Below are 21,361 nucleotides of genomic sequence, written 5' to 3' on the forward strand. Positions count from 1 at the left end.
AGGCGCTAACAGAATGGCCGTCGCGGCGGCACGAAATTGGCCAATGAAACGCGGCCGCTGAAACGACGCGGCCAGCTTCATCAAGAAAAATCACCCAATAGTTTCCCGGGGAGGGCCGGTGCTATCGTACCGGCAACGATCGAGCGCACTGTTGCCGGAAAGCCCGGCGCGTGGTGCACGAGCAGAACGTAGAGAGAGGGCAAGTCATGCAAAGGTCGCAACCCGCGGCGCAATCGGCTTCATCCACGCAGGCGGCGCAGGGCGAGACGGCCCACGGCGAAACGACGCCGGTTGCGCCGGGCCTGGACTACCGCGCGATCGACCACATCGCGCTGGCGGTGGTCGATCTGGAGGCCGCGGTGCAACTGTTCACCCACGTGCTCGGCTTCCGGCTGATGGCGCGGCGCCATATCCAGGGCAGGAAAACGGGCATGCGCTCGGCCGAACTCGAATCGGGCGGCGGCCTGAAATTCGTGCTGTGCCAGGGCACCGAGCCCGAATCGCAGGTCTCGCGCCTCGTCAGCGAGTTTGGCCCCGGCGTCGCGCACATCGCGCTCGAAGTGGACGACGTCGCGCAGACCGTGGACGAGCTGCGCCGGCGCGGCATGGGCTTCGACACCTCGGTGATCGAGGGGCCGGGCCTCACGCAATCGTTCACCTCGCGCGACCGCAACACCGGCCTCAGCTTCGAGATCATCAAGCGCAACGGCGAGCACGGTTTCGTCGACGACAACATCCAGTCGCTGTTCGATCAACTGGAAAAATCGGACGCCTACTGAAGCACCGCCGGCGCGGCGGCCAGGCCGGCCGCGCGACATGACATGCAACGAGAAGAGGGCGCCTTGACGACGCAAGCAACGGCCGCGGCATCGCGGCTTTCCGTGATGAACTTCCTGAACGAGGCGGCCAACGACTACCCGCGGGCGATCTCGTTCGCCTCGGGTCGCCCCGCCGAGCAGTTCTTCTCGCTCGAAGGGTGGCTGGCCGCGGTGCCCGACTATCAGGCCCACGCGGCGCGGGCCGCCGGCCAGAGCGTGACGCAGGCCGGACGCCTGCTGGCGCAGTATGGCCGCACGGCCGGCATCATCAACGCGCTGATGGCCGAGCAGCTCGGCCGCGACGAGGGCGTGGCCTGCGAGGCCGCGCAGGTGGTCGTGACGGCCGGCTGCCAGGAGGCGCTCGCGCTGCTGGTGCCGGCGCTCTGCCGCGCGCCCGGCGACGTGATGCTGGCGCGCAACCCCACCTACATCGGCATCACCGGCGTGGCCGATTTCGCCGGCATCGAGATCCTGCCGATCGAATGCGAGGACGGCGAGAGCTGGGAGCAGGCGCTCGCGCGCGTGGCCGCCGGCCTGCGCCGCGAAGGCAAGACCGCGCGCGGCTTCTATCTCACGCCCGAGTTCGACAATCCCACCGGCACCGTGCTCGACGAGGCCGAGCGCCGCTCGATCATCGCCGGCTGCCTGGAGCACCGCATCGTCGCGCTCGAGGACAACCCCTACGGCATGTTCCGCTACGACGGCACGCCCACCGCGCCGATGTTCTCGCTCGACCCGGCCGGCTGCGTGATCTATCTGGCCACCTATTCGAAGACGCTGTGCCCGGCCGTGCGCGTGGGCGCGGCGGTGCTGCCGCGCCGCCTGTTCGGCAGCGAGGCGGCCGCCGGGCGGCTGCGCGCCGAGCTGTCCGAGCGCAAGAGCTTCGTGACCGTCAACACCAGCCAGGTCACGCAGGCGCTGGTCGGCGGCGTGCTGCTGCGCGAGGCCGGCAGCCTTGCACGGTTGGTCGAGGCGCCGCGCGCGTTCTATCGCGGCAACCGCGACACGCTGGTGGGCGCGCTCGAGCGCGCGTTCGACGGCGGGCGCGGCGCGGTGCGCTGGAACCGGCCCGACGGCGGCTTCTTCCTCGGCGTCACGCTGCCGTTCGAATTCGGCCAGCGCGAGACCGTGGAATGCGCGCGCGACCACGGCGTGATCGTGATGCCGATGACGTTCTTCTCGCTCGACGGCACGCGCCGCGACGAGGTGCGGCTCGCCTTCAGCAATGCCGGCCCCGAGGCGATCGAGGACGGCGTGCGGCGCTTCGCGGGCTACGTCGACGCGAAGCGCGGCGCGGCCGCCTGATCCATGCACGCGGCCGGCCGCCGGCCGCGTTTCTCCCCCCGTTCACAGGTTCGCGCCACGATGTGCCAAGCCCTGATCATCGATAACTTCGATTCGTTCACGTACAACATCTTCCAGCAGATGGGGCAGGTGTGCGGCGTGGAGCCCACCGTCGTGAAGAACACGACCGCGCTCGACGCCATCGACTTCTCCCGCTACGACTGCATCGTGATCTCGCCCGGCCCCGGCACGCCGGCCGTGGCGAGCGACGTCGGCATCAGCGCCGACGTGATCCGCGATACCGAACTGCCGCTGCTCGGCGTGTGCCTCGGCCACCAGTGCCTCGGCCACCTGCACGGCATGGAGGTGGGGCTCGCGCCCGAGCCGATGCACGGCCGCGTCAACGTGATTCATCACGACGGGCGCGGCGTGTTCCGGGGGCTGCCGGCCGATCTCGCCGTGGTGCGCTATCACTCGCTGGTGGTCCGGCAGGTGCGCGAGCCGTTCGAACTCTGCGCGTGGGGCGACGACGGCGTGATCCACGGCATCCGCCATCGCACGCGGCCGCTGCACGGCGTGCAGTTCCATCCGGAATCGATCAGCACCGAGGCCGGCATCGACCTGTTCCGCAACTTCCGCGACATCGCGCTCGAGCACAAGCGGCAGCGCGCGGCCTGAGGGGCCACGCGGCGAGCGGCGCCGCAACGGTGCCGCCGGTTGTTCGCTTGCCCCCCGCCTTGCTGTCCATTCCGCCTGCGTCGGCACGTGAGGCTGTGCGCTTTATGGCGTTGCGGCATGGCAAGGCGAAAAAACCGTCGCAAATGATGGGGCGCGGGAACCGCCGATTCCGGGTGCATGCTTTTCCCCCAAGGTGACGCGGCGCACGGTCGATGAGCGGGTCCGCGCCGAACGGCGTCGCCGGGATACCGGATACACGAACGCCGGTTCGTGGCGGATTCGGCAAGCTCCGTATTCGCTTCGACCGCCATCGCCATGCGTCCGAGATTCGTGGATGCGTCGTGCCGGCGACGCCAGACCCGCGTGCGGGTTATCGGCCACGACAGCCATATCGCCCGGCGAATCCCCTTGTGTCGGAGCTTCGAGGGCTCACCTCGGCGCTGAAACGCCGACTTGTTTCAGATGGAAGAGTCGCGGACGGAAATTTTAAAAGAGATGGCAGAGATACTCGAAACCATGAGGGTAATCAATACATGTGGTCGTCCGGGTGGCAAAGTTTCTAACTGAAAGCTAACGCCGGCACGAGACGCCGGCACGAGACGCCGGCACGAGACGCCGGCACGAGACGCCGGCACGAGACGCCGGCACGAGACGCCGGCACGAGACGCCGGCACGAGACGCCGGCACGAGACGCCGGCACGAGACGCCGGCACGAGACGCCGGCACGAGACGCCGGCACGAGACGCCGGCACGAGACGCCGGCATCAGCACGAAAAGCGCGGAGGCCTTACGTTTCTCTCGATTCTGTTGCGTCAGTCGTTTCGTCCGGCAAGGCAGGCGAATTGTCCCGTCTGCCCCGCTCCAGTCGCTGCGCATTCCTCGTTCGTTACCTGCATCGTCCCCCTGGTCGACCGAGCTGTCTACACGCCGGCCACCTTCCACCGCGGCTCACGGTGATGCTGCCTGTCATGCGTATTGCCCCACCAAACCAGCGGCTCCCGCATATCGAAAATCAACGCGCGATCAAAGCCAGGTTCCTCAAGCGGAGCGCGATATTGATACATCCAGTTGCCAGCTTGTTATTTCGGCTGAAATTCCGATTCTCGATGCGTGATTTGTGGAGAACTCTCTTTTGTCGTGCCGAGAAATCCGGTGTGGTTGTGGTGGGCCGGATTTTTATTTTGATTTTCCTGTTTTTTTGTGAATCGGCCATGAGTCAAGGAGATTTCACTGCATATCCGTTGATTTACGACTATGGAAGTTGCACTTGGCAAGAGAATGGAGATAATTCCATTACTGTTTCTGTCGATATTTTTTATAAAAAAGGTTTGCCCGAATTCATGGACCGCGCGATTATGCTGTGGGCATATGATAGTGACGGGATGCCACATCCGCTCGGCTCCCCTTCGTTTCCAGTGAGTGTGCAGGCGGATGGAGTAGAGGCCGTGGTGAAGCGGAGAAATCAATACGGCATTCCCACCATGGACCATGTGATGATCTGGGGGGTAGACGGGCCATGGAAAAATGCAGCAGCGTCCACTTTGCACATGACTGCGACGTTCTCCGGAAGCGCCAGGCAAGCGGTCAGTGTTCTCGCCGCCGACATGTTTATTGGCGGCGTCATGAAAGGGTATTGGGGAATGTATGAGCAGATGGGGGCGGCGTATTTATATCCAGGCGTGCAAGGCGGGGGATGTCCGGTGGTCCCGCCGGATCATCCGCCAAAACCTCCGGGGCCTTCGCTTACGTTGGTCGCGAACGTTCCGGACTGGAATTTGGGTGAACTGCCACCGCAACATGGAGAGAAAAGATTTGCGGCGATGAGCGACCAGCTGTGCTTCGGGTATACCGATCCGAAGCTTGTGGGCTTCGACCTCGTCATCGACGCCGATAGTCAGAATGGCGTGGTCGGCGGGCAGTATCAGTTGAGAAATCTGGATGACCCGACGCAAGTCGTACCGTATAGTCTGGCGTTGAACAGTGGCTCAAGTACGGTGTTGTTGCCGAATTCGGCAAAAGCGGGAATCCGGTTGAATGCAACGAACCCCACGTGTTTTTCACCGACCTTCAAGACGTTCGTGATGCCTCAGCTGAAGCCTGGTAACTACAGTGATGTGCTGACCTTCACGGTGGTGACAAAAACCTGATCCATTGCGATGAGCGGTGGCGGACTGCGAACGTAACCAGGGTCAATTATCCAGCATGGTTTTTCCAAGCCCGGCGCCCCGCCGCCCGGTGATCGACCAACTACCACCGGCCCGTCAAAGCAGTTGATCAGCGGGGCGGATACGCCAGCCGGCCGGAATCCGGAACTCCACGATATCGGTTGGCCATCTCTCTTGCGTGGCTGCAAACCGGAAATCCCGACAGCAGTAAAAATAAAAGCCGCCAATCAAAATAACCGGGCGACACGAAAATCGCTATGACTGGGGTTTACCATTCATTGCCCGCCTGAATTTAGAACCTTACATTCACGCGTGCCGGGCGTGATGGAGGCAGTGCGGCAAGGTTTCCGGTCGCGCGCATCGGCATGGTTTCGCTGAAAAGAAACAAAAAGCCAGAGACGCGACCAGACCGACTCTTTTCAAGGCGTTGCCGGGGCCAGTCTTTCGATTTCACGCCATCCCGCATTCCTTGAACCGGAGATCCGGCCGGATCGCGATCGCCATGTTTTTCCCACGCTGACATGCCTATATCGCTAAGGGGCCTATTATCATGACCGATCAACCGACCCAACCCAAAGCAGACGATACCCTGATATCGCTGCCGCAGGATTTCCAGTTCGGCCAGGTGCTGCCGGAAGGCGCGGCGCTGCTCGGCGCGGAACCCGAGCCGCCGCTCGGCCTCGCGCTGTCACGCTTCACCGGCACCTTCAGCGGCCCCGGCTTCAACACGATCTTCCGCCCGCGGAGTTCGGTGCCCGACAGCGGCACCGCGTTTCCCAACCCGATCCCGCCGGGTATTCCCGACGACAACGTGCTCGAACTGAACCTGACGCAGGAGACGCTGTCGTTCACCAAGGCGCTGGGCAGCGTGCCCAATCGCGGGCTGCGCGCGCAGGCCGATATTTTCCTGAACGGCGTGCCTTACGCGCAGGCCGTCAACGACGTGACCAATACCGATACCGGGCGCGGCGACGGCGCGCCGGTGGGCATCCACTTCGAGCCCGGGCTGTGGATGCGCGTGCCCGCCACCGAGACGCAACCGGTGCTCGGCGCGTCGCTGGCGCGGATGGCCTCGATCCCGCACGGCACCACCATCAACGCGCAGGGACTCGAACCCGCGGCCGCCACGAGCGGGCCGCCCGACATCTCGCCGGTGGGCATCACGCCGTTCGTCATCGGCAACCCGGGCGAACGGATCCACTTCGCGAGCCAGACCGCGAGCGACGCGCAGACGCCGCGCATCCCGCAGGACCTGACGCGCTTCATCGAGGCCGGCACCATCACGCAGGCCGTCCTCGATGATCCCACCCAGGTGTTGCGCGCAGTGCTCGCCAGCCAGACCGTGCTCGATACCGTGACGTTCACCGTGACCACCGCGCCGCAACCGCCGGAATTCGGCGGCGGCATCGACAACATCGCGTTCCTGGAAGGTGACGCGAGTCGCGCGCAGCCGAACGCCAACAGCGTGCTGATGGCCTCGACGTTCTGGATCGAGACCGTGCAGCACCAGATCGTGGTGCCGCCGTACCAGCCGGGCCAACCGGCGCTGAAGCTGTCGCCCGCGCCGACGCTGCCCGGCCTGCCGGTGCCCGTGTTCCAAGTCACGCCGCCGCGCGAGCTGACCGAGTCCGTCACCCTGGCCGTGACGTCCACCCAGATCCAGTATGCGCAGACGGTGCTGCTCGACTTCGCGGGCCTGAGCTGGCCGCACGTCTCGGTCGCCACGCTCGTGCCGGAGGATCTGCAAACGGTGCCGGCGTCGGCCTGGGCGTGAGCCCCGCGCGGTAGCGCAGCCTACCGACGGGCCGCCGATCCGGCGGCCCGTTTTCTTGCGGGCCTCGAACGCCGTGAACCACCCCGGGCCATGAGGTGGCGGCCTCGGTTCGCGCGCGATACTACGGCCTTCTCATTTCGTTTGCCGAATAATCGGCATATATTCCGGCGTTGAAAATTGACGCATCGCAATACATCTTGATTTCAAAAAGGCCATAGCACATTTCTGAAAGTGCCACCAGGAAAGTGGTGTAAATGTCGGATTGCTGATCGATCCGGACACTGCTGGATGTGGTGAAAAGCCTTGCAGGTATTGGCTTTCATGGCGATGCGAAGCGCCGTATCGGCATGCGAATCCGGCATATGATTGAGAATGGCTATTCGATTCATCGTGAATGCCAATTGGCTTTCGACGTCTCGCGTCAATACGATTCATCCGTCCCGATAACCAACAATCACAGTGGTGTCACTTCCTCACGGAGACGGTATGAATACGCAAAGAAACCTGTCGCGCTGGGCCATTCCGGCCGCGATCAGCCTGATGATGTCGTCGATGGCGTTCGCGGCCGGCAACATGACGCGCGACAACGGCTCGCCGGTTGGCGACAACCAGAACTCGCAGACGGCCGGCCCGAGCGGCCCGACGCTATTGCAGGATTCGCACCTGGTGGAGAAGCTGCAGCGCTTCGACCGCGAGCGGATTCCCGAGCGCGTGGTCCACGCGCGCGGCACGGGCGCCTTCGGCGAGTTCGTGGCCGACGCGGACATCTCCGACCTGTCGGTCGCGAAGGTGTTCACGCCGGGCACGCACACGCCGGTGTTCGTGCGCTTCTCGACCGTGATGGGCTACCGCGGCTCGCCCGAGCAGGCACGCGACCCGCGCGGCTTCGCCACCAAGTTCTATACGAGCGAGGGCAACTGGGACCTGGTGGGCATCAACCTGCCGGTGTTCTTCATCCGCGACGCGATCAAGTTCCCCGACTTCGTTCACGCCAACAAGCCGAGCGCCGTGACCGGCGTGCAGGACGCCAACCTCGCGTTCGACTTCTTCGCGCACGCGCCCGAAGCCACCCACATGCTCACGCGCCTGTATTCCGACGCCGGCATGCCGAACTCGTACCGCAACATGGACGGCTTCGGCGTTCACGCGTTCAAGCTGGTGAACGCGCAGGGCGAGGTGCATTACGTGAAGTTCCACTGGAAGAGCGAGCAGGGCATGCACGGCATTCGCCCGCAGGACATCCCCGCCTCGATCGGCCGCGACTGGAACCTGATGTCGAACGACCTGTATGGCGCGCTGAAGGCCGGCGACGATCCGAAGTGGGATCTCTACATCCAGGTGCTGAAGCCCGAGGATCTCGACAGGTTCGACTACGACGCGCTCGACGATACCAAGGTGTGGAGCGACGTGCCCGAGCGCAAGATCGGCACCATGACGCTGAACCGGATTCCTGACAACTACTTCGAGAGCACCGAGGAATCGGCGTTCGCGCCGTCGCGGATGGTGCCCGGCATCGAGCCGTCGGAGGACCGCATGCTGCAGGGCCGGATGTTCTCGTATGCCGACACGCAGATGTACCGCCTCGGGCCGAACTTCAACTCGCTGCCGATCAACCGGCCGCGCGTGCCGGTGGTCAACAACAACCAGGACGGCCTGATGAACGCCGGCGACCGCAAGGGCGAGGTGAACTACGAGCCGTCCACGCTCGGCGAGATCCCGCAGGACCCGAAGTACAAGTACGTGCGCACGCCGCTGCATGGCACGACGCAGCAGGAGGCGATCCACAAGACGCTGAATTTCCGCCAGGCCGGGGAGTACTACCGGACGCTGTCGAAGCAGGACAAGGCGGATCTCGTGACGGCGCTGTCGGCGGACCTGAACCATGTGACGAACGACGACAACAAGATCACGATGCTGTCGTACTTCTACAAGGCCGATGCGGATTACGGCAAGCGGCTGGCGGCGGCCACGCATGCGGATCTTTCGCGGGTGCAGGCGAAGGCCGCGACGCTCGGCGATATGTGAGCGTGAGCTTGATGCGGGCCGCTGGGGTGCTCGGTGCGAAGGGTGCCTGGCGGCGGCCTGCTTGACGGCTCGTTGCGGGCAGCGGGCGTGTTGCGGTTGGAGTGCTCGCGCTTTGCTGCCCTGGATCGATTCTTTCGTTTCTCGATGGAGCGTTATGTCATGCCGTTCCGCAGGTTCTCATCCGCGCTCGTCAAGGCCGTGCTGCCCGCACTGCTGGTTTCGCTCGGTGCTTGCGCCGCGCCCGAATTGCACAAGCCCGAGGCGGGCGCGACCGTGCAGGATATCCACCATTACGACGACGACTGGTTCGCGGCGGCGCGACTCGGGCGCACGGATATTCTCGACGCGCTGCTGCAGGCGGGGTATCCGGTCGATGCGGTGACCTCGCGTGGGTATACGGCGTTGATTCTCACGGCGTATGACGCGCAGCCGGAGGCGATGGCGTTCTTGCTTGCGCATGGGGCGAATGCGTGTGCCGGCGACAAGAACGGGAATACCGCGCTGATGGGGGCGATTTTCAAAGGCGAACTCGATATCGCGCGGCGGTTGATGACGGCTTCCTGTCCCATCGATCAGGTGAATAACGCAGGGGAGACGGCGCTGTCGTTTGCCGCGTTGTTCGGGCGGCTGGATTTGCTGCCTGAACTCGTCAAGCGTGGGGCGGATCCCGATCATGCGGATGCGCGGGGGACCACGGCGTTGCGGCTCGCGCAGCAGCAGGGGAACCAGGAGGCGTATCGGGCGTTGTTGACGGTGGGGGCGACGCGGTGAATTTGGCTTGAGGTTGGGCGATTTTCCTGGAGTGCGCCGATGGCGCGCGTGGCCCGGCTGGCCATCGCGCGCTTTGTGTTTTCAGGGGTGCATTTCGAGGTCGATTGCTGGATCAATCGGTGGATTCGCTTGCCTTGCGCCGGCCTTGATATCGGTGGCGACGCCTCGATCCCGGCAGGGAATCGGTGATCGGGAATCCGTCCCGGCCAAGATGGTCGCGTTCTTCCTCGGGGATCGGTGTCAGGATCAGGCGGCCTGCGGTCACTTCGATTTTCACTCGCTGCGGCGGTTCGAATCATGCCTCGCCCACGAAATCGCGGATAGGCCCGATTTTTCAGCCGCCCGCAGATATCGTCGGTTCGCGGCGCCGCCGCGTGCTTCGTATCTCGGATCTACCGCGCGCCGGCCATCTACGGACAATAGCGTCCCCTCTATCAAGCTACCGCCCGGACGGACGCGACGGGCACGGCGCATTGCAATCGATCGCGTCCCGTTGTCCCAACAACCATGCCCAGTCAAGTCAATCGTCATTCCACCGCCTCCCTCGCCGCCGCCGTTACCGACGACGTTGCGTCGCCGACGCCGGCTCCCGAGAACCTCGCTTCACGCGGCCGCACGACCTCGGAACGGCCCGCCGCGCTTGACGCGCTGCCGACCCGATCGCCGCGCCGCGCCCAGAGCGCGCCGCCCGTCATGGCGCACGGCGCCGACCTTGAAATCGCGCTGCCCGCGCTCGAAGCTCACGGCGAACCAATTCGCCCGGGCGACGGTGCATCGCCGCCAAGCCGCGGCGTGAAGGCACTGCGCATGATCGACGCCACCTCGTTGCTCGCGCTGCGAAAGACGCAGGACGATCAGCAGTTCATCGCGCAACTGCGCGACCCGTCCAGCGAGGGCGCGAACTTGCCGCGCCTGCTTCGCAACCTCGATGCGATCGAGGCGCGGCTCGCGCGACTCGAGAGCGTCCCCGGTCGCGACGGCCTGCCGGCCGAGATCGTCGCCGGCATGCGCTCGAAGCTCGTGGGCGCCAGAGCCGCGCTCCAGGAGCTGAACAGCACCAGGAGCCTCGGCACGCGCGCCGCGTTCGTGGCCGGAAACCTGGCGCTCGGCGTCGTGCCGTTCATCGTGCCGCTGATCGGTTCGCCGCGGCAGCAGCAGTTCGCGGCCGAGCTGTTCGCGCTGTCGACGAAGACCGTGCTGGAAAGCATCGGGATGCTCCGTACGCCGACGGCCGGCAAGGGCTTGATGATCGATCGGGCCATGGCGCGCAACTACGCGAACGTGATGCAGGCCTGCGAGTTCGTGCTACCGACGTTCCTGAAGCCGTCGAAGCATTTGAGTTCGAATCTCGGCGTCGATGGCGCCGCCGCGCTCGTCTCGACCGCCATGCTGTTCCTCGGTTTCTTGCCCAAGGAGTCGCGCCAGAAGCTTTCCCAATGGTTCAGGAAATCGCCGGAGCCGGAATTGAAGGCCGCCGGCGAGAAGATGAGCTCCACTATGCACGACGCGCTTGCCGAGGTGCGCAAGCTCGTTCTCGCGGAGACCGACGCGCTGCGCGACACGCGCGATGCGTTCACTGCCGGCGACGTCAAGGCCCTGAGCCCGCTGGTATCGAAGCAGGTGCAACTCGCGCTCGGCGCTTACGGCGCTCTCGCCGAGGATGCGATGCATGCGCTCGGCGAGAGCGACGGTGGCGGCAGTAATCCCGACCGCAAGGCGAAAGCCGCGCTGGCGGTGTTCACCGGCCTCGTCACGGGCACCACAGCGGCGCTGATGATTCCGGACATGATCGGCGTCGTCGATCTTGGCTCGGACGCCGTTTTCACGACCGCGCTGATGAGCAGCTTCGTCGGCGATCCGAACATGAGCCGCAAGGACTCGCTCGACGAATTCAAGACCTTCGCGGGGCTCAGCGTTGTCATGCTGGCCATGCTGACCGCCAACAAGTTCGCCGACGGTTTCATGGAAAAAGGGGTAAGCGGCCTGTTGATCGGCTCGCTGACGTTGATGGCGATGAACGCGACGCTGCCGGGACTCGTCGGCGACGCGTCGGCGCGCGGGCTGGAGGCGGGGATGCACCGGCTGTCCCAACTCGACTCCACGCAGATGAAGGAGGTCCTGTCCGGCATCGGCAATACGCTGTACCAGGCATTCCTCCATCAGGCGCGCGCCACGGTACCGGGCGCCGCGCGCATCGACGAGCAGCCGCCCGGTGACGTCGAGATGGGCGATGTCGCCCCGGCTCCGAACGCGCCACGATGACCGCCTCAGCCTGAATCGCGGTGCCCGGGACGCCGCGATTTCCTCCGCGGCGGCGCAACCGGAGCGTGAGGCCGATGAGCAAAAGCCTGAGCGACGTGCAACTGACTCGCCACGTCGGGCAGAATATGACCCGACATCTGGCCCACGCGGCCACGTGTCGGGCAGCCGGCGAAGCCAGCGGCGAGCGCGCGGAACTGGCCGCAGCAAGCGCCGTGTACTCCATGTGGCACGCGCGGGTGGCAGCGCATTTTGATCCCTACCGGCGAGCGTCGTTCATGGACGACTACTGGAGACTGTACGCGCTCGAGGCCAGCGCCTCGGCCCGGGTTGCAGCCGACGAGTTGGCCCGTACCAGCGCCGACGCCGATCGTCAGGGCGGGACCCATGAAAGTTGATCGACACCGCCCGCGGTGCCGGGCGCACGCCTACCAATTCGTCGCGACGCCCGCGACCGACGACGAGGCGTTTCTTCATATTGTCGTAGATGGCGCGCCGGGGCACACCGCCGAACGCGGCGAATGCACGGGCATGCGCATCGAACAGCATCTCGTGACTCTGCGTGGGATAGGCAACGAGCCAGAACGCGCGGCTGGAATTGAGTTTGACGTGAGCGACCTCCAGGCGTCGCCGCAGGCCGCCAATAACAGCGTATTCGCAGCTCCGGTCAAACTGGAAGGCTTCGCCGGATTCGAAGGCGAGTGGCACGTAGGCCTTTCCGCGCGGCGCGGCGGCCTGCTCCTCGTGCCAGCGCCGAACAAACGCGCTGACGCGGCCGTAGCCGCCGGCATAACCCTCGCCGCGGATCGCCTCGAACATGAACCGCGCGGTGCGCCGGTCACGCTTTGGCCGATGACGGTCCGCCCGTAACCATCCGGTCAATTGTGCGGCCCGGTCGTCGACGACGCTCGGGCTGACGCGCTTCGGATACTTCGGCTCGACGGCATCGGTCTGCCGTAGCCAGTTGCGCACCGTGTTTCGGGACAGGCCCGTACGCCTCGCAATCTCGCGCAGCGGGACCTTCTCGCGGAAATACATCCGCCTGATCCTGGCCAATATGCCCACCGTGATCACCTTTGTATCCCCTGCTCAAGGATTGAGCAGGGCATTCAATCACGCGGGTCAAAATTCGATGAAAATTACGGCCCCTAGTGGGTCAGTTCTGCGTGGACATCAACACAGTTCAGTAGTCACCGACTTGGTTCTCGAGTATTCCAACGTTCTTGATTTCAATGCGGATAATGTCGCCAGATTGCAGGAATTTCGGTGGATTGAATCCAATACCGACTCCGGCCGGCGTACCGGTCGCGATGATATCTCCAGGCTGGAGTTCGATGCCCGCCGAGAGCGTCTCGATCAACGTTGGAATATCGAAAATCAGCTGCTGCGTGTTGGCGTTCTGGCGCAACTCGCCGTTCACCCAGCACTTCACGTCCACGTTCTGGCCGTCCACCTCGTCGGCGGTGACGAGGTACGGCCCCATCGGACAAAAACCGTCGAGCGATTTGCCGATAAACCACTGCCGGTGCCGCTTCTGAAGATCGCGCGCGGTGAAGTCGTTGATGACCGTGTAGCCGAACACATGCTTCATCGCGTCGGCCTTCGCAATGCCCGCGCCGGCCCGGCCGATAATCACGCCCAGTTCGGCCTCGTAGTCGAGCTGCGAGGTGACGTTGGCGTGCCGCGGAATGATCGCGCCCGGACCGATGATGGTCGACGACGGCTTGGTGAAAATCACCGGCGCCTCGGGCGCGTGTTCCCCATCCTTTGCGCTGTGATCGAAGCCCGAACGCTGAAACTCCGCCGCGTGTTCGTGATAGTTCTTTCCCACGCAGAAGATATTGCGTCGCGGCCGGTCCAGCGGCGCGAGCAGGTGTGCCTGCCGTAGCGGCTGGCCCGTCGAGGACGGGACCAACTCGCCCTTGATGGCGTCGTATTGCCGAACCAGCTCGACCATGTCTCCGGCAAAGCCGGGCACCAGGTCTTGCACCGGCCAGAAGGCAGTCTCGTCGGCTGATACCAGCGACACAGTCGGCTGGCCGTTCAGCGTGATGTTGGCAAAGCGCATGGTGAAAATCCCGTCTGATGGAACAAGCGACGCAAGGGGAGGCCGGATTACGCTTTCGGCGCGTATTGCATTTCGCCGTTGCCGAAGGACCAGTCTTCGCGCGCCACGTCCACGAGGCTGATCCACACGTCTTCCTTGCGCACGCCGACCTTCGCGTGGATGCCGTCAGCAATCGCGCGGTAGAAGGCTTTTTTCACGTCGATCGTGCGCCCGGCGTTCCAGGTGACCTGGATAAACACGATGCCCGGCGTGTAAGTCACGCCCAGATAGCCGTCGGGCGGATAGACGAGTTCGTCCGGCGCATGGCGCGAAATGATCTGGAACTTGTCGTTCGCCGGTACGTTGGCGACCGTGGTCATCGCTTCGTAGACCGTATCGCTGACAGCCTTGACGACTTCGGGCGAGGCATCTTTCGACAGATTGATTCGTACGAGGGGCATTTTTTCTCCGTGAACTGGTGTGCGACTGCGATCAAGAGTAGGCTGGCGAGTAAGTTTCTACAAGCGAATGATTTTCATTGAAATGATGACGAGTTGGCATGATGATTGACGAACTGAAATCGTTCATCGCGGTAGTCGACGAGACTTCGCTGACGCGCGCGGCCGATCTGCTGTGCGTGTCGCAATCGACGATATCGAAGCGCATACAGCGGCTCGAAGAGGTGCTCGGCGCCACGCTGTTCGATCGGAACGCGAAGCCGCCGCGACCGACGGCGCTGGCGAGCCGGGTCTACGAACAGGCGGTGCCGGTGCTGCGCGCGCTGAACCAGCTTCAGGACATTGCCCGCGAAGATTCGCCGCCGTCGGGGACGCTGCGCTTCGGCTTGCCGCAGGCCGTCGCGGACATCGTGCTGTTCGATGCCGTCACGACCATGAAGGCGCGCTTTCCTGCGCTCGACGTGAGGTTGCTTACCGACTGGAGCGTCGGTTTGCAGCGCATGGTCGAAAACGGATCGCTCGACGCCGCGTTGCTGATGCTGCCGGCGGGAGCCTCGCTGTCGGGGGAGTTCGGCAGCAGTCTGGTGACCAGCTTCGACGTGAAGGTGGTGCAGAGCGCGGGCAGGCCCGTGGTCGATGCCCATGCGACGGTGGAAGCGCTGTCCGCGCACGGGTGGATACTGAACCCGGACGGCTGCGGTTATCGGGCCGCGCTCGAGCGCGCGATGGCCAATCGGGGGCAGCGCTTTCGGTTGAGCATCGATACCTATGGGACGGACATGCAGCTCCGTCTGGTGGCCAGCGGCCTCGGGCTCGGCCTCGTGCCGACGGACGTGTTGCACGCGAGCCCGTGGCGCTCGCAGCTAAGCATCGTCGAAGTCAGCGACTTCTCGCTGGCGCTGGACGTGTGGCTCGTGTTTCCGCGCTATCCGGGCAACTTTCGGCGCGCGGTCGACGTGCTTGCGGAGTCGGTTGCGGCTTCCTTCCAGCAGCCGACCCGCGCGGATGCCGGTGCCGATCTCGCGTAACCCGGCGCTGCCCGCTTACGTCGCGGCTTCGGGGACATCCGCGAGCCCGTTGGGCAGCAGCATGCGTGCGGTGGCGATGATGTTCAGATATTCGCGCAGCAGCTTGATCTTGCCGTTTTCCACGACGAGCCGGCTGGCATAGTCCTGCGCGTACACCCGCTGCGTGCCATCGATGAAGCCGTCCGAATGGTACTCCGCGAACAGGCCATCGCCGTTCTTGAGCTCGTGGATCTCGATGTTCGACAACACGAACGACGAGAAATGCGAGCGGATCAACTCGAACGCGCCGCGAATCGCGTCCTTTCCCTCGAACCGGGGATTGATCCCGATGCTTGGAAAATAGGGGAGTTCGAATACTCCGTCGTCGGCGAACAGATCGGCGCAGCGATCGACCGACGTGTCGAGGTTTCTCAGGCAATCGAAGAATTCGGCGATCAATTCCCGGGCGGTCGACATGAGCGCGCTCCTGTGGCTGGGCGAAGTCCCCTGTCCGGGATTTCGCGTTAAGGTCGAGGGTGTTTCAGACTTGGGCTATGCCGCCGTCGACGAAGACCTCGCTTCCCGTCATGAAGCTGCTGTCGTCGGACGCGAGGAACGCGACGACCTTCGCGACCTCGTCGTCGCGACCGGTGCGCGCGAGCGGGGTGAGGCTGGCGGCGAAGTCGAAGAAGCTGCCGACTTCGTCTTTCGTCGCGTACATGCTGTCGTACGCGGGTGTTTCGATGACGCCGGGGCTCACGACGTTGACGCGGATATCGCGGCCCTTGAGGTCCGACGACCACGTGCGGGCAAACGAGCGGACGGCGGCCTTGGTCGCGCTGTACACGCTCCAGTTGCCGAAGCCTTTGCTCGCGACGATCGATCCGCTGAGGATGATCGAGCCGCCGGCCTGCATCAGCGGCAGCGCCTTCTGTACCGTCCAGATCACGCCTTTGACGTTGGTGTTCAGCAGCGCGTCGACATGCTCGTCGCTCAGGCTGTCGACGGGGGCCGGCGCGGCAAACCCTGCATTCGCGAATACGATGTCGACCCGTCCGTGTTGCGCGCGGACCCGCTCGTAGAGCGCGTCGACCTGCGCCGGATTCGCCACGTCGCCCTGAACGGGCGTCGCGCGTTCGCCGAGTCGAGCGGCAGCCGCTTTCAGTTCGTCCTCGCGGCGGCCGGTGACATACACGTGTGCGCCTTCTGCGATCAACGCTCGCGCGGTTGCCAGGCCGATTCCCGAACTGCCGCCGGTCACGATCGCGACTTTGCCATTGAGTTTCATGCGTGGACCTTTCAGATAGTGGATAGCGGGCTATCCGTTTTTGACTTGAGTGCTCAACTTTATACTTGAGTGCTCAAGTATAAGGCGGCGTCGCCGGCACTTGTCAATAGTGCTGTACTCAACCATTCTTTCGTTTTGGGATCGGAACTTGATGAAATGACTACAGTGCGCAAGCGAGGCAAGGCGAAAGCGGACAAGAAGGATCTTGCCGACGTCGTGGCATGCACGAACACGGCGCTGCGCCGCGCGGCCCGCCGGCTGGGGACGCTGTACGACGACGCGTTCGGCCCCCTCGGGCTGAAGGCGACGCAGGTGGGGCTATTGGCCGAGATCCATCGGCTGACGAGCGGCAACGATGGCGTGCCGCCGACGTTGCAGGATCTGGCCGCGAAGCTCGCGATCCAGATTTCCGCCGTCACGCACGCGCTCAGGCCGCCGGTTCGCGACGGTCTGGTCGAGTTGCGGCAGGACGAGCAGGACGGACGCACGAAGCGGGTCGCGCTGACGCCCGCCGGCCATGCCTGTCTGGAGGACGCTTACGTGCGCTGGGTGGCCGTGAACCAGCGTGTCGAACAGGTCTTGGGACCGGACTCGGCCGCGGCTTTGCGGGCGCTCGCCGACCACATCGCATCCGACGATTTCCTTGCGGCGTATCACGGCACCCACGCCGCAAACCGGAAGGGTTCGTAGACGGCAGGCCGCAGATCGACGCGCAGTGTCTGGAATCATTGCTTATCCGACATTGTGAGGGCGGCGAGCCGGGTGCCAGAATCGGCCGGCGGCCTCTGAACAGGCCGATGCCGCACCGAGTTCGATCAACCCCCCGGAATTCTGAATACCATGCCCTATCTGCAACTGGACGTGAACGACCACTATTCGGTGGAAACAAAGCTGCTGCTCGCCAGCAAAATGAGCGAGACCTATGCGCGGATGATGTCGGTCGATATTCGGCGTATCAGCGTCGCGATCCGGGAGCTGGGGCAAGGCGGGGTCTGGCGCATTGCCGAGGCGGGCGAACTGCCTGTCCCGGTTGCCGTGATGATGCTGGATATTCGAAAGGGCCGCCCGCCCGAGCAGCGCATGGAAGTGGCGCAGGCGCTTTGCGCGCATTGCGTGGTGATTCTCGGCTTGCGCGAGGACCGGCTCAACGTCGAATTCACACAACATTCCGGCGATGAAATGTATCACCCGGCGCTTGGCGGCTACAGCCCGGAGTGGACGCCCGGCGAGCAGTAGATCGCCGGGCGAGCAGCGGCTTGCCCGACCAGACACTTCATTGACGGAGTCCCCTCATCATGCGTATAGGTATTGCCGGAACCGGCAAAATGGGCGCCGCGATCGCGGCGCGTCTGAAGGACACGGGCGCGGAGGTCGTCGTCTGGAATCGCTCACGCGCAAAGGCGGAGGCGACCGGCTTGCCGGTGGTGGATACGCCTCGCGAGCTGGCCGAACGAAGCGACGCGGTCGTGTCGATCCTGTTCGATGCGACCGCGGTACAGGCCGCGTACCAGGGCCCGGACGGCCTGCTGGCCGCGGCCGGCGGCAAGCTCTTCATCGACATGAGTACGGTGCGTCCGCACGAGCAGGAGGCGCTGGCAAAGGACGTCAGGCAGGCGGGCGGGACGTTCGTCGAGTGCCCGGTCGGCGGCACGACCGGACCGGCGCGCGCCGGCCAGCTGCTCGGGCTGGTGGGCGGCGACGCGGCCGATTGCGAAGCCGCGCGTCCCGTGCTGGAAAAGCTGTGTCGCCGGATCGAGCACATGGGTCCGGTGGGCGCCGGGGCCGCGGCGAAGCTTGCGATCAATCTGCCGCTGGTCGTGTTCTGGCAGAGCTTTGGCGAAGCGCTGGCGCTCGTCCGTCATCTGGGGAAGGATCCGGCGTGGCTGGTGCAGTTCTTTGCCGACACGGCCGGCGCGGCGAACGTGCTCAAGGCACGCTCGGGACCAGTCGCGGCGATTCTTGGCGGCGACGAGACGGTCGCGGCGACCTTCGACATCGATTCGATGCGCAAGGACTTGCGCTCGATGCTCGACGAAGGGCAGGCGCGCGGCATCGCGTTGCCAACGGCCGAGCAGGCGCTCGTCGCGATGGACGAAGCGAGCGCTCACGGTTTGGGCAAACAGGACTGCGCGTACCTGCCCGCCTACTGGTTCAACAAGTCCTAGTTCACGAGCGGCGCGACTCCCGAGGCTCGCTGTATGGTCTGCGGGGGTTGCCCGAAGGCGCGTAGAAACGCCTGGCGCATGCGCTCGCGATCGCCGAATCCGGTCTCTCTCGCAATGATTTCGATCGGGTGGCGGGTCGTTTCCATCATCAGGCGGGCGGCTTCGACACGCAGCCGCTCGACCGCCTTGGCGGGGGATTGCCCCGTCTCCTCGCGGAACACGCGGCTAAACTGGCGCGGGCTCAACCGTGCCGCCTCCGCCAGACGTTCCACCGACAGATCGCTCGCCAGGTTTTCGCTCGCGTAGGTCAGCGCCATTTGCACGCGGTCCGAGCGCGCGTCCAGTTCCAGCAGGGTCGAGAATTGCGATTGCCCGCCGCCGCGACGTTGGTAGAGCACGAACTTGCGCGCGACCATGCGCGCCGTTTCCATACCGAAATCGCTTTCGACGATCGCGAGGGAAAGATCCACCCCCGCGCTCATTCCGGCCGAGGTCCAGATCTGGCCATCCACGACGAAGATGCGGTCCTCGTCGAGCTGCACGCTCGGATACTGCTTCTTGAAATCCCGCGCGTGATACCAGTGCGTCGTGGCCCGTTTCCCGTCGAGGAGTCCGGCGGCCGCGAGGACGAACGCGCCCGTGCAGATCGACGCAATGCGCCGCGAGTGGAACGGCGCGCGGCGCAGAAAGTCCACCAGCGTCGCCGACGGAAGCCGGCATTCGTTGTCGCCGGAGACGATCAGCGTGTCGTAGCCCTCCTTGGCAAGCGGTTCGGTGTTGACCGAAAAGCCCTGCGACGACATGATCGCGCCACCGTGCTCGGACACGATCTGGAAGTGGTACACCTCCTCGCCGCGGAGCAGATTCGCGTACTCGAACACGCTCGCCACCGCGAGCGCGAGCGACTGGAAATTTGGATAAACGACGAGTCCCACGGTGTGCATGACGTCCGCCAGGTGAATGTCCTGATTGTTTGAATCTAGCATAAAACGGACATCATCACGGACTGGGGGCGAGGGTTATCCATGGCGTTATGCGCGGCCGGATTCGACGCCGCCGCGCTTTCGCCGCCGCGCGCATCCATGTCGCGCGCCGCGCCGACTGCCCGACAGTACGACAGGCCGGCGTCGACGAAGGTGCGCACGCGGCGGGGGAGCGAAGCGAATCGCTGGTACTGGACGCCGAGGGAAATTTCCCCGAGGTTCAACGCATCGGCCGATCCGACCCGCACCAGGCTGCCCCGCGCCAGATCGGCGAAAACCGCCAGTTCGGGAAGGAGGGCGAGCCCCGTGCCGGCCAGCGCGAGCTCCCGTGCGATCAAGCCCGACACGACGAAGTGCGCATTGCCCACCGGGATTGAACATGTGTCCGCGGGCACCATCGCCGCCAGGTTCGTGTGGCCGCCGATCAGTACGCCATGGCGGGTGACCACCTGGTCGGCTTCGCCCAACGGGCAGTTGCCGCCGCGCCGGCCGCTGGCCTCGTCCACGACCGGTCTGCGTCCTGCGGCCAGGTCGATGACGACCGAGCCGGGCTTCATCGCCCGCACGGTGTCGGCGGGCAGTAGCGTCGGCGCGTCGCGACCCGGAATCAGCGCGGTCGTGATCACGATGTCCGCCTGGCGCGCGCGCTCATCCACGAGCGTGGCCTGGCGCGCGAGCCACGACGGCGGCATCGGCCGCGCGTAACCGCCCACCCCTTCGGCGGCCTCGCGCTCCTCGTCGGTTTCGTACGGCACATCGAGGCATTTCGCGCCGAGCGATTCGATCTGCTCGCGCACGGCCGCACGCACATCCGACGCCTCGATCACCGCGCCGAGGCGTTTGGCCGTCGCGATGGCCTGCAGGCCCGCCACGCCCGCGCCGAGCACCAGCAGACGCGCTGCCTTCACGGTGCCGGCGGCGGTCATCAGCATCGGCATGAAGCGCGGATAAAGATGCGCCGCGAGCAGCACCGCCTTGTAGCCGGCGAGGTTCGCCGGCGAGCTCGGCACGTCGAGGCTTTGCGCGCGCGTGGTGCACGGCGCGGCTTCGAGCGCGAACGCGGTGACGCCGGCGGCGGCCAGCCTCGACGCGGCGTCGCGATCGAAGGGTTCCAGCATGCCGACCAGCACCGCGCCGCGCTTGAGCAGCGGCAGCTCGACGTCGGTCGGCGTCCGCACCTTGAGAACGAGTTCGGCGCCGAGCGCGGCCGCCGCGTCGCCGAGTTCGGCGCCGGCCGCCACGTACGCATCGTCCGTATAACTCGCCGCGAGGCCCGCACCGTACTGCACGGTGACTCGATGGCCTTGCGCAACGTACCGCTTGATCGTTTCGGGCGTCGCGGCGACACGCGTTTCGCGCGGCCTTGTTTCAGTAGGGATTCCTATATTCATCGGCTTCGCTCTGTCTTGTCCGGGTTCTTTCCGCCGGTCGCCTTCGGGAGGCAAGGCGCCGTGCGGAACCAACTACAGGGCCGATTTTGGGTATTCGGGGGCCGCTTCCAAAGGACGAATCTGCAAGGTTTCCGGTCAATGTGCGAATGGCAGAAATCCTTGCATATATGACATTGAGGATGAGCGCGGCGGAAGCCAGAATTCGTCCCACGAACCGACACCCGGTCGGCTCAAATCCCACGGAAAGG

General features: G+C 64.8%; 19 protein-coding genes and 2 pseudogenes. 13 read left to right on the top strand and 8 right to left on the bottom strand.

The window, feature by feature from the left end; all coding sequences use genetic code 11:
• Window positions 1-206 precede the first annotated feature (206 nt).
• The 7 genes from bpln_RS07155 (at window position 207) to bpln_RS07185 (ending at window position 9,515) form a co-directional block, all read left to right on the top strand.
• Window positions 207-779, top strand: a complete 573-nt coding sequence (locus bpln_RS07155) for a VOC family protein (protein ID WP_042624592.1) — start codon at window positions 207-209, stop codon at window positions 777-779.
• A 63-nt stretch (window positions 780-842) separates the two neighbouring features.
• Window positions 843-2,123: an aminotransferase-like domain-containing protein gene (locus bpln_RS07160; protein WP_055138441.1), complete on the top strand. Its 1,281-nt coding sequence runs from the start codon at window positions 843-845 to the stop codon at window positions 2,121-2,123.
• Window positions 2,124-2,183: 60 nt separating this feature from the next.
• On the top strand, window positions 2,184-2,780 hold the full coding sequence (locus bpln_RS07165) for an anthranilate synthase component II (RefSeq protein ID WP_055138442.1): 597 nt from the start codon (window positions 2,184-2,186) through the stop codon (window positions 2,778-2,780).
• Between the two features lie 953 nt (window positions 2,781-3,733).
• Window positions 3,734-4,927: a hypothetical protein gene (locus bpln_RS35170; RefSeq protein ID WP_148653955.1), complete on the top strand. Its 1,194-nt coding sequence runs from the start codon at window positions 3,734-3,736 to the stop codon at window positions 4,925-4,927.
• 568 nt (window positions 4,928-5,495) lie between these two features.
• Window positions 5,496-6,719, top strand: coding sequence for a heme-binding protein (locus tag bpln_RS07175; protein WP_055138443.1), 1,224 nt, complete (start codon window positions 5,496-5,498; stop codon window positions 6,717-6,719).
• Between the two features lie 543 nt (window positions 6,720-7,262).
• Window positions 7,263-8,744 carry a catalase gene (locus bpln_RS07180; RefSeq protein ID WP_171907344.1) on the top strand — a complete coding sequence of 494 codons (1,482 nt, stop codon included), beginning with the start codon at window positions 7,263-7,265 and terminating at the stop codon, window positions 8,742-8,744.
• 159 nt (window positions 8,745-8,903) lie between these two features.
• Window positions 8,904-9,515, top strand: a complete 612-nt coding sequence (locus tag bpln_RS07185) for an ankyrin repeat domain-containing protein (protein ID WP_055139471.1) — start codon at window positions 8,904-8,906, stop codon at window positions 9,513-9,515.
• 112 nt (window positions 9,516-9,627) lie between these two features.
• Here the strand turns inward: bpln_RS07185 and bpln_RS36635 are convergent, their stop codons facing one another.
• Entirely contained in the window at window positions 9,628-9,792 is a 165-nt protein-coding gene (locus tag bpln_RS36635) for a hypothetical protein (protein WP_158336045.1), read from the bottom strand.
• Window positions 9,793-10,208: 416 nt separating this feature from the next.
• Between bpln_RS36635 and bpln_RS07190 the strand changes: the two genes are divergently transcribed.
• Together bpln_RS07190 and bpln_RS37300 are read left to right on the top strand one after the other, a co-directional pair.
• Window positions 10,209-11,777, top strand: coding sequence for a hypothetical protein (locus tag bpln_RS07190; protein ID WP_055138444.1), 1,569 nt, complete (start codon window positions 10,209-10,211; stop codon window positions 11,775-11,777).
• A gap of 74 nt (window positions 11,778-11,851) precedes the next feature.
• A complete protein-coding gene (locus bpln_RS37300) occupies window positions 11,852-12,172 on the top strand; it encodes a hypothetical protein (protein ID WP_055138445.1) in 321 nt (106 codons plus the stop codon).
• A 46-nt stretch (window positions 12,173-12,218) separates the two neighbouring features.
• Here bpln_RS37300 and istA read toward each other — a convergent pair.
• From istA to bpln_RS07210, 3 genes and pseudogenes are all read right to left on the bottom strand, one after another.
• A pseudogene (istA, locus tag bpln_RS33730) lies at window positions 12,219-12,839 on the bottom strand (IS21 family transposase); the annotation flags it as partial.
• Between the two features lie 118 nt (window positions 12,840-12,957).
• Entirely contained in the window at window positions 12,958-13,842 is an 885-nt protein-coding gene (locus bpln_RS07205; RefSeq protein WP_055138447.1) for a fumarylacetoacetate hydrolase family protein, read from the bottom strand.
• Window positions 13,843-13,889: 47 nt separating this feature from the next.
• A complete protein-coding gene (locus bpln_RS07210) occupies window positions 13,890-14,282 on the bottom strand; it encodes a tautomerase family protein (protein ID WP_055138448.1) in 393 nt (130 codons plus the stop codon).
• Window positions 14,283-14,380: 98 nt separating this feature from the next.
• On the opposite strand from bpln_RS07210, the gene bpln_RS07215 reads away from it, so the two are divergent.
• Window positions 14,381-15,307 carry a LysR family transcriptional regulator gene (locus tag bpln_RS07215; protein ID WP_063891198.1) on the top strand — a complete coding sequence of 309 codons (927 nt, stop codon included), beginning with the start codon at window positions 14,381-14,383 and terminating at the stop codon, window positions 15,305-15,307.
• Window positions 15,308-15,322: 15 nt separating this feature from the next.
• On the opposite strand, the gene bpln_RS07220 is transcribed toward bpln_RS07215, so the two are convergent.
• Together bpln_RS07220 and bpln_RS07225 are read right to left on the bottom strand one after the other, a co-directional pair.
• Window positions 15,323-15,763: a nuclear transport factor 2 family protein gene (locus bpln_RS07220; protein WP_055138449.1), complete on the bottom strand. Its 441-nt coding sequence runs from the start codon at window positions 15,761-15,763 to the stop codon at window positions 15,323-15,325.
• A gap of 64 nt (window positions 15,764-15,827) precedes the next feature.
• Window positions 15,828-16,574 carry an SDR family NAD(P)-dependent oxidoreductase gene (locus bpln_RS07225; RefSeq protein ID WP_055138450.1) on the bottom strand — a complete coding sequence of 249 codons (747 nt, stop codon included), beginning with the start codon at window positions 16,572-16,574 and terminating at the stop codon, window positions 15,828-15,830.
• 156 nt (window positions 16,575-16,730) lie between these two features.
• Between bpln_RS07225 and bpln_RS07230 the strand changes: the two genes are divergently transcribed.
• From bpln_RS07230 to bpln_RS07240, 3 genes are all read left to right on the top strand, one after another.
• Window positions 16,731-17,264 carry a MarR family winged helix-turn-helix transcriptional regulator gene (locus bpln_RS07230; RefSeq protein WP_055138451.1) on the top strand — a complete coding sequence of 178 codons (534 nt, stop codon included), beginning with the start codon at window positions 16,731-16,733 and terminating at the stop codon, window positions 17,262-17,264.
• A 150-nt stretch (window positions 17,265-17,414) separates the two neighbouring features.
• Window positions 17,415-17,810 carry a hypothetical protein gene (locus tag bpln_RS07235; protein ID WP_055138452.1) on the top strand — a complete coding sequence of 132 codons (396 nt, stop codon included), beginning with the start codon at window positions 17,415-17,417 and terminating at the stop codon, window positions 17,808-17,810.
• A gap of 59 nt (window positions 17,811-17,869) precedes the next feature.
• Window positions 17,870-18,739 carry an NAD(P)-dependent oxidoreductase gene (locus bpln_RS07240; protein WP_063891201.1) on the top strand — a complete coding sequence of 290 codons (870 nt, stop codon included), beginning with the start codon at window positions 17,870-17,872 and terminating at the stop codon, window positions 18,737-18,739.
• On the opposite strand, the gene bpln_RS07245 is transcribed toward bpln_RS07240, so the two are convergent.
• Together bpln_RS07245 and bpln_RS07250 are read right to left on the bottom strand one after the other, a co-directional pair.
• On the bottom strand, window positions 18,736-19,683 hold the full coding sequence (locus tag bpln_RS07245) for a GlxA family transcriptional regulator (RefSeq protein ID WP_055138454.1): 948 nt from the start codon (window positions 19,681-19,683) through the stop codon (window positions 18,736-18,738). The two genes, bpln_RS07240 and bpln_RS07245, sit on opposite strands and share 4 nt — an antisense overlap.
• Window positions 19,684-20,045: 362 nt before the next feature.
• A pseudogene (locus bpln_RS07250) lies at window positions 20,046-21,113 on the bottom strand (NAD(P) transhydrogenase subunit alpha); the annotation flags it as partial.
• Window positions 21,114-21,361 lie beyond the last annotated feature (248 nt).

Origin of the sequence: Burkholderia plantarii, from assembly GCF_001411805.1 — a bacterium.
GTDB lineage: Bacteria > Pseudomonadota > Gammaproteobacteria > Burkholderiales > Burkholderiaceae > Burkholderia > Burkholderia plantarii.